The 6300-nt window shown below is 73.6% G+C and carries 6 protein-coding genes and 1 pseudogene; all 7 read right to left on the reverse strand.

The genetic code is table 11. The features are described 5' to 3' along the window. Positions 1 to 134 precede the first annotated feature (134 nt). Complete coding sequence (locus tag ACFWA9_RS34965; RefSeq protein WP_380392848.1) at positions 135 to 1517, reverse strand: ABC transporter substrate-binding protein; 1383 nt, start codon at positions 1515 to 1517, stop codon at positions 135 to 137. Between the two features lie 245 nt (positions 1518 to 1762). Then, positions 1763 to 2968 carry a cytochrome P450 gene (locus ACFWA9_RS34970; RefSeq protein ID WP_380392851.1) on the reverse strand — a complete coding sequence of 402 codons (1206 nt, stop codon included), beginning with the start codon at positions 2966 to 2968 and terminating at the stop codon, positions 1763 to 1765. A 157-nt stretch (positions 2969 to 3125) separates the two neighbouring features. Then, entirely contained in the window at positions 3126 to 4370 is a 1245-nt protein-coding gene (locus tag ACFWA9_RS34975) for a cytochrome P450 (protein WP_329489846.1), read from the reverse strand. Beyond that, positions 4367 to 5077, reverse strand: coding sequence for an ATP/GTP-binding protein (locus tag ACFWA9_RS34980; protein WP_380392854.1), 711 nt, complete (start codon positions 5075 to 5077; stop codon positions 4367 to 4369). The genes ACFWA9_RS34975 and ACFWA9_RS34980 overlap by 4 nt, the downstream gene beginning before the upstream one ends. Next, on the reverse strand, positions 5058 to 5426 hold the full coding sequence (locus ACFWA9_RS34985) for a DUF742 domain-containing protein (RefSeq protein ID WP_380392856.1): 369 nt from the start codon (positions 5424 to 5426) through the stop codon (positions 5058 to 5060). Before ACFWA9_RS34985 ends, ACFWA9_RS34980 begins: the two co-directional genes overlap by 20 nt. Further along, on the reverse strand, positions 5423 to 5875 hold the full coding sequence (locus ACFWA9_RS34990; protein ID WP_352294721.1) for a roadblock/LC7 domain-containing protein: 453 nt from the start codon (positions 5873 to 5875) through the stop codon (positions 5423 to 5425). The genes ACFWA9_RS34985 and ACFWA9_RS34990 overlap by 4 nt, the downstream gene beginning before the upstream one ends. Continuing rightward, a pseudogene (locus ACFWA9_RS34995) lies at positions 5875 to 6300 on the reverse strand (hypothetical protein); the annotation flags it as partial. The pseudogene ACFWA9_RS34995 and the gene ACFWA9_RS34990, both read right to left, overlap by 1 nt.

Below are 6300 nucleotides of genomic sequence, written 5' to 3' on the forward strand. Positions count from 1 at the left end.
GGCGTCTTTCCCCGCCCCGGGGCTGTTTGGGGGGGGGGGGGGTGGGGGTGGGTGGCCCCGCACCGCCCTCGACAGGTGGTCCTTGGCGGTCGGAGACCGCTACCGGGGCCGGGCCGCGGTAGCGGTCGGACCCGTTACTGCGGCCAGGCCGCGTCGATGTCGGCGGCGGTCTTCTGGATGGACTGGCCCTCGGCGAACCAGGCGGTCAGCGACTTCCACTCCTGCCCGGCGCCGACCGCGGCCGGCATCAGGTCCGAGCCGTCGAACCGGAAGGTCGCCGCCGGGTCGGTGAGCGCGTCGGCGGAGAGCCGGTCGATCGGATCGGTGTACAGGCTCTTGTCCACGCCCTGGTTGGCGGAGACCCAGCCGGTGGCGGTCTTCACCCGGCTGCTCGCCCAGTCCGGGCTGGACAGGTAGTTCTGCACGGCCTGCACCTCGGGCCGGCTCGCGAACGCCGTCACGAACTCCCCACCGCCCTCCACCGGGCTGGCCACCTGCGGGTTCACGGCCGGCAGGCGGAAGGCGAAGATGTCGCCGTCCGGGCCGACCTTGGTGTCCTTGGGCCACTGCGCCTTGTAGAAGGACGCCTGCTGGAGCATGAGGCACTTGCCGGTGAGGATCGGGGCCCCGGCGTCCTGGAAGGTCGTGGTGGCGATCGACTTCACGTCACCGTACCCGCCGTTGACCCAGGCGGGGTTCTGCATCCAGTCCGCCACGGTCCGCATCGCGGTGGTGATCTTCTCGTCGGAGAACTTCACCTGGTGGTTCACCCACTGGTCGTACACCTCGCCGCCGTACGAGCCCAGCACCACCTCCTCCAGCCAGTCGGTGGCCGGCCAGCCGGTGGCCGTCCCGGAGGCGATCCCGCCGCACCACGGCTTCGCGGCACCGGCCTTGGCGATCCGGTCGCTGAGCGCCAGCAGGTCGGCCCAGGACTGCGGCACCTCGTAGCCGGCCTGCTTGAAGGCCTTGGGCGAGTACCAGACCAGGGACTTCATGTTGGCGCTCATCGGCGCCGCGTAGAAGGTGCCGTTGACCGAGCCGTAGGTCTTCCAGACCGGGCTCCACTTGTCCTGGTTGGTGACGGTCTGCGCGGGGGGCTTGGCCACCTTGCCGCTCTTGACCATCTGGGCCAGCAGGCCGGGCTGCGGGATGATCGCGAAGTCCGGGGCGTTGCCGCCGGTCACCCGGACCGGCAGCTGGGACTCGAAGTCGTTGGAACCCTCGTAACTGATCTTGATGCCCGTGCACTTGGCGAACTCGGCCCAGGATTTCTCCAGGTTGTCCGACTCCGGGCTGAGGATCGACGCGAAGACCGTCACCGTGGTGCCGGAATGCCCGGCGTACGGCTGGTACTTGGCGCAGTCACCGGCCAGGGTCTCGCCCCCGCCGCCCGAACCGCCGCCGGAGCTCGAACTGTTGGAGCAGGCCGCGGTCAGGGCCAGCGCCGCCAGCAGGGCGGGCACGGCGACCAGACGGCGGGACCTCGCGGACGGCGTGGTCGGGGTGGGGGTCAATGCGGTCCTCCTCGCCAGGGCGCACGAGCGCCGGCAGTACGACAGAACGACATTGCGCTGTACCGGAGATCGACATGGACGCGGCGGGCCGCCGGTTTGACGACGTTAACGCAGCAGCCCCCCTCCGCCAAGGTCCGCGTTCGACCTTCATCGGCACGTGCCCCAGTTGTGACCCGGAGATCCGCCCCGCCCGCCGGCCGGTTCCCCGTCCGGGCGGACGGGGAACCGGCCGGCGCCGGGCGCGCTCAGAAGAGCCGGACCGGCAGCTCCCGCAGCGAGTTGACCACCAGCGAGGGGCTCGGCCGCAGGTCCTCGTCGGGCACCGCCAGGGACAGCTCCGGGAACCGCTCGAACAGCGCCGGCAGCGCGACCCCCGCCTCCAGCCGGGCCAGCGGCGAGCCCGGACAGACGTGCGGACCGTGGCCGAAGGAGAGATGACGACTCGGGTCCCTGGTGACGTCGAACAGCTCGGCCGTCACCCCGTGCTGGGCGGGATCCCGGCCGATCGCGTTGTAGGAGATCAGCACCGGCTCGCCGCGCGGGATCACGACCTCGCCGACCTCGATGGACTCGGCGGCGAACCGGAACAGGAAGTTGCTGGTCGGCGGCGTCCACCGGAGCGACTCCTCGACCACCGCGTCCCAGGACACCGTGCCGGCCCGGACCAGCTCCAGCTGGTCCGGGTGGGCGAGCAGCGCCCGGACGGCGTTGCCGATCAGGTTCACCGTGGTCTCGTGGCCCGCCGCGATGATCACCCGCAGGGTGGCCGCCGCCTCCGCGTCGCTCAGCGCCCCGCCCTCGGCGTCCGCCGCCAGCAGCGCACTGGCCAGATCGTCACCGGGCTCCGAACGGCGCTTCGCCACCAACTCGTTGACGAAGGCGTTCAGCCCGGCGATGGTCGCCTGGATGCCGTCGGGGTTGGGCCGGATGCCGAAGAACTCCTCGTAGAGCCCCCGCAGCAGGGCGTGGTCGGACTCCGGAACGCCCAGCAGCGAACAGATCACCGTCATCGGCAGGGGGAAGGCGAAGACCGACTTGAGGTCCACCACCCGCTCCCCCGCGGCCAGGACGTCCAGCAGGCCGTCGGTGATCTCCCGCACCCGGGGACGCATCAGCTCCACCCGGCGCGGCGTGAACGCCTGCGCCACCAGCGTCCGCAGCCGCCGGTGCCGGGCGCCGTCGGTGGTCACCATGCTCGGGCCGGGCACGGCCAGGCCGATCAGCGGCCACGTCTTCGGCACGTCGCCGCGCTGGTAGGCCGCCCAGTGCGCGGCGTCCTTCACCAGCCGGGGGTCGGTCAGCAGGTCGCGCGCGGCCGCGTGCCGCGTCACCGCCCAGGCGGCGACGCCGCCGGGCAGCTCCACCGCCACCGCCGGGCCGGCGGCGCGCAGCAGCGCGCCCTCGGCGGCGTTGTCGCGCGCCAGCGGGTCGAGGGCTATCGGGGCGGTCATCGGCACAACTCTCCTTGGCTTCCTGATTCCTGTCCGGTGTTAGTGCCGGCGGGCTCCGGCGTCTCGCTGCCGGGCCGCGGCGGGGGCCCGGGTTCCGGGTTCCGGCGGGCCCGGGTTCCGGGTTCCGGCGGGCCCGGGGCTTCGCGCGGCCCCGGGGTCAGACCGCGTAGCCCGGGGTGAACGACACCGGCAGTGCCACCAGCCCGCGCACCCACGCCGACGGCCGCCACACCAGCGCGTGCTCGGCCACCGCCAGCCGGAGGTCCGGCAGGCGGTCCAGCAGCACCTCGATCGCCGTGGTGGCGATCACCTCGGCCGCCTCCTGCGCCGGGAACGGGCACCCGTGCTCGCCGTAGGAGTAGCTCATGTGCGCCCGGTTGCCCTCCGCCGGGCTGCCGTCGGCCTGCCGCACCGCCGGGTCCGCGTTCGCCCCCGCGAAGCCGAGCAGCAGCATGTCCCCCGCGGCGATCCGCTGGCCGCCGAGCTGGGTGTCCCGGACCGCCCAGCGCCCGGCGAAGATCTGCGTCGGGGTGTCCTCCCAGAGCGCCTCGTTCAGGGCCTGGTTGATGCTGCGCCGGCCGCCGGAGAGCGACGCGGCGAACCGCTCGTCGGTGAGCATCAGCCGCAGCGCGTTGGAGATCCAGTACGAGCACGGCTGGTGGCCGGCGATCAGCAGGACGCGCAGGTCGCGCATCACCTCGTCGTGGTCCAGGCCCGCCTCGTGCAGCAGCATCCGCGAGGCCAGGTCGTCGGACGGCCGCTCGGCCTTCTCCCGGACCAGGTCGAGCATCACGCCGAGCAGCCGCTGCGCGCCGGCCGGGGCGTCCGCCCCGCCGTCCAGCATCGCCAGCAGCCCGTCGATCAGGACGGGCGCCTGCTCCTCGCTCAGCCCGAGCAGCCGGCAGAGCACCAGCAGCGGCATCCGGTGCGCGTACTCGGCGACCAGCTCGGCCTCACCGCGCCCGGCGAACCCGTCGATCAGCCGGTCGGCGATCTCCTCGCAGTGCTTGCGCAGCTCGTACGGGTCGACGGCGGCCAGCGCGTCCGTGACGGCCCGCGAGCGGCGGACGTGCTCCTCGCCCTCGGCGTACAGGATCGACGGCACCGGCGCCATCATCGGCTTCAGCGGCCAGTCCTCGGGGATGCTCTCCCAGGCGTTCCAGCGGGTCGAGTCACGGCCGAACAACTGCGGCTGGCCGGTCACCAGTTGCAGTTCCCGGTAGCCGATGACCAGCCAGGCGGGGACACCCCCGGCGAGCTCGACCGGAGCCACCGGACCGTGTGCGGCCCGCAGCTCGCGGTACAGCTGGGACGGGTCGGTCTGGAAACGCGGCCCGTACAGCGGGGTGGCGCCGGCGTGCGCCGGGCAGCCCGGCGGCGGGGTGGCGGCGGGCTCGGTCACGGGGTGCTCTCCTCGTACGGGGACGGGTGGGTGGCGCCGGCGCCGGCGCCGGCGGACACGGCGACCGGGGCGGCCGGGGCGGCCTCCGGACGGGCGGCCGGACCGCTGCCGGCCTCCACCCGGGCGGCCAGGTGCCGGACCAGCTCGATCAGGACCTGCTTGCTCGACTCCCGGTCGCGCGCGTCGCAGTCCACCAGCGGCACCTCGGCGGGCAGGTCGAGCGCCGCGCGCACCTGCTCCAGGCTGTGGCTCGGATCGCCGAAGTTGTTGCGGGCCACGATGAACGGCGTGCCGTGGTGTTCGAGCCGGTCGATGGCGTACCAGGACTCCTCCAGCCGCCGGGTGTCCACCAGGACGACCGCGCCGAGCGCCCCGCTGAACAGGCGGTCCCAGAGGAACCAGAAGCGCTCCTGCCCGGGCGCGCCGAACAGGTACAGCACCTGGCTCGCGGAGAGCGTGATCCGGCCGAAGTCGAACGCGACCGTGGTGGAGCGCTTGCCCCAGGAGCCCGAGGGGTCGTCGATGCCCTCGCCCGCCTTGGTCATGGTCTCCTCGGTGTTCAGCGGACGGATCTCGCTGACCGCACCGACCAGGGTGGTCTTGCCGACGCCGAACCCGCCGACCACGACGATCTTCAGCGCGTTGTCGGCGGTACCGCGCAGCGGGGTGCGCCGGGGCCCGGGGGCCTCAGAGCTGTTGGAGTCCATGCAACACCTGCTTCAGCGTGTCGAGATCGGGCAGCCGGGCCTCGTTGGGGGCGAACCGGGGGTGCCGGGCGGTGACCGCCCCGGACTCCAGCAGGTCCCCGAGGAGGATCTTCACCGCCGAGACCGGCAGCGCCAGCTCGGCGGCGACCTCCACGACGGCGGTCGGGGCCTCGCACATCCGCAGGATGCGGGCGTGCTCCGACTGCATGCCCGGGTCCGGCTCCCGCTCGGCGACGATCAGGGTGACCAGGTCGAAGGCGTTCTCCGGGGAACGGCTGCGGCCGCGGGTGATGGTGTAGAGGCGGTCCGGGTCGTCGTCACGGCCCGGCAGGACCGGCCGCCCGCTCATACCCGGGCGCTCTCTTGGACCACCGCGTCCGTATCCGCCCCGGCACCCGCGTCGTCGCGGGCCGGAGCACTGAGGTGGACGCCGATCTGCTCGATCAGACCGTGCATGTTGTGGCCGACCACGCCCACGTCCGCCTCGTCGTCGGTGACCACGGCGAGGTGGGCGCCCTCGCCGGCCGCCACGATGCAGAGGATGCCGCCGTGGAACTCGGTCATCGACTGCCGCACGCCGCCGCTGCCGTCGCCGAACTCGATCGAGGCGCCGTGCGCCAGGCTCTGCATCCCGGAGGCGATCGCGGCCAGCTGGTCGGCCTGATCGGCGCCGAGCCCGGCGGTGTGGCAGAGCCTGAGGCCGTCGGCCGAGAGCACCAGGGCGTGCCGGGCGCCGGGGGTGGCGGTCAGCAGGTTCTCCAACAGCCAGTCGAGGTCACGGTCGATAACGCTGCTCATCAGGAGTCCTTCTCGGTGACGGGGGAGGCGTCGGGCGTGGTGTCCGTGGTCGGTGCGGTCGGCGTGGTGTCCGTGGTCCTTGCGGGAGTCGCGGCCGGTGCGGAGGTCGCAGCCGGCATGGGGGTCGCAGCCGGCGCGGGGGTCGTGGCCGGTGCGCTGCCGTTCCCGGCCTGCTGGGCGGCGCGCCGGAAGGCGCCGAACCGGGCGGCGGCGCTCACCGCGTCGGCACGGACGGGCTTGCCGGCCGGAGCCGGTGCCGCGGTGGTGGTACCGGTGGCGGCGAGCGTCTGCCCGCGGCGGCGCTGCGGCAGACCGCTGTCGGCGACCTCCACCGGTACCGGGGCGGACGGGGTCGCCGGAGCGGACGACGGCGCGGCGGCGGGCCTGGCCGGCAGCAGCACCGGCGGGCCGGCGGGCGTGAGCGC

This window comes from Kitasatospora sp. NPDC059973 (assembly GCF_042737525.1).
Classification (GTDB): Bacteria; Actinomycetota; Actinomycetes; order Streptomycetales; family Streptomycetaceae; genus Kitasatospora.

What these genes read in the sequence shown, in the direction of transcription:
- ACFWA9_RS34970 (WP_380392851.1), bottom strand. Translation starts at nt 2,968, where the DNA reads ATGACCGCCCCGATAGCCCTCGACCCGCTGGCGCGCGACAACGCCGCC.
- ACFWA9_RS34980 (WP_380392854.1), bottom strand. Translation starts at nt 5,077, where the DNA reads ATGGACTCCAACAGCTCTGAGGCCCCCGGGCCCCGGCGCACCCCGCTG.
- ACFWA9_RS34985 (WP_380392856.1), bottom strand. Translation starts at nt 5,426, where the DNA reads ATGAGCGGGCGGCCGGTCCTGCCGGGCCGTGACGACGACCCGGACCGC.
- ACFWA9_RS34990 (WP_352294721.1), bottom strand. Translation starts at nt 5,875, where the DNA reads ATGAGCAGCGTTATCGACCGTGACCTCGACTGGCTGTTGGAGAACCTG.